The following is a 1,219-nucleotide window of genomic DNA, read 5'->3' on the forward strand; positions in this document are numbered from 1 at the left end:
GACCATGCGCCCTGCGTGGCGCTTCGGATGTACCCGAAGGAGGCCGGAAATACCATCTGGCTGTTGCTGCTCTCCCTGTGCAATTATTATGACCCGGATAAGGATTACAGCGCAGAACTGAAAGCTGCGAAAAAAGAATAAGAAAAGGAGGGGCAACCGATGGCGATACGATATAAAGCCTTGACGGAGCTGTACCGGGAAACGCAGCGCAGCGTGACAGCTCCCGACCAGTGGCAGGCGTTTCTGGCTTCTGCCTGCCGCAACTACCGGCTTTCTTTCGATGAACAACTGCTTGTCTACGCCCAGCGCCCAGACGCCACCGCCGTCCTGGAGATCGAGCGATGGAACCGGCAATTTGGGCGCTGGGTAAACCGAGGCGCAAACGGCATTGCCGTTTTTGACGGTGAACACAATGGCAAGCCCCGGCTGAAGTATTACTTTGATATTTCCGATACCCATGAAGCCCGGTTCCCCCGGCCCGTCCCCCTTTGGACGGTGCGGGAGGAATACACGCCGGACATCATTGAAACGCTGGAAAATAGCTTTGGAGAACTGGAGCACAAGGAGGATTTGGGCGAAGCCCTGCTCTCTGCGGCAAAGAACGCCGTGGAGGACAATATGCCCGACTATCTTTCTGAATTGAAAACCCTTACGGAAGGCAGCTTTCTGGAAGAACTGGATGAGCTGAATCTGGAGGTAGAATACCGCAGGGCGGTGCAAAACAGCATTGGATATATGCTGCTGGTGCGCTGCGGCCTCGACCCGTCTGAATACTTTGAGGATGAGGATTTTCGGGATGTGCTGAATTTCAACACTCCACAGACCCTGAACGCTTTGGGCGTGGCCACCGGGGACATCTCCCAGATGTGCCTTTCCGCCATTTCCCGCACGGTCCTTGCCCTGCAAAGACAGCCCCAAAAAGAAAATCGCACATTTGAACCCCAGCAGGAAAACCAGTATGCTGTAACTGAACAGGAAAACACACAGCCGGAAAGGAGTTTTGAATATGACCGAGATCACTTACACCAGGCAGGGCGACTACAATCTGCCGAACCTTCTGCCGCCCCAGGAGGAGCCGGTTCCCCATGGGAAATACGCATTGCTTCGGAAAAAGTTCCTCAAGGAGCACCGCAGGGTGACGTACACCAACCTGCTGACCAGCGGCAAGCTGAACAGCCATCTGGCGGAGATCCAGCAGACCGCCCAGCGCCGGATGGAG

2 protein-coding genes are annotated in these 1,219 nt (G+C 55.3%); one reads left to right on the top strand and one right to left on the bottom strand.

Going from position 1 to position 1,219, the window contains the following annotated elements:
• A partial coding sequence (locus tag B5F35_RS19100) for a hypothetical protein (protein WP_206424078.1) occupies positions 1–1,020 on the bottom strand: 1,020 nt, incomplete at its 3' end.
• On the opposite strand from B5F35_RS19100, the gene B5F35_RS18180 reads away from it, so the two are divergent.
• Positions 1,007–1,219 (top strand): TnpV protein (locus tag B5F35_RS18180; RefSeq protein WP_140401302.1); only part of this gene is annotated, 213 nt, incomplete at its 3' end. The two genes, B5F35_RS19100 and B5F35_RS18180, sit on opposite strands and share 14 nt — an antisense overlap.

The sequence above is a fragment of the Anaeromassilibacillus sp. An200 genome (genome assembly GCF_002160025.1).
Taxonomy (GTDB): Bacteria; Bacillota; Clostridia; order Oscillospirales; family Acutalibacteraceae; genus Caccousia; species Caccousia stercoris.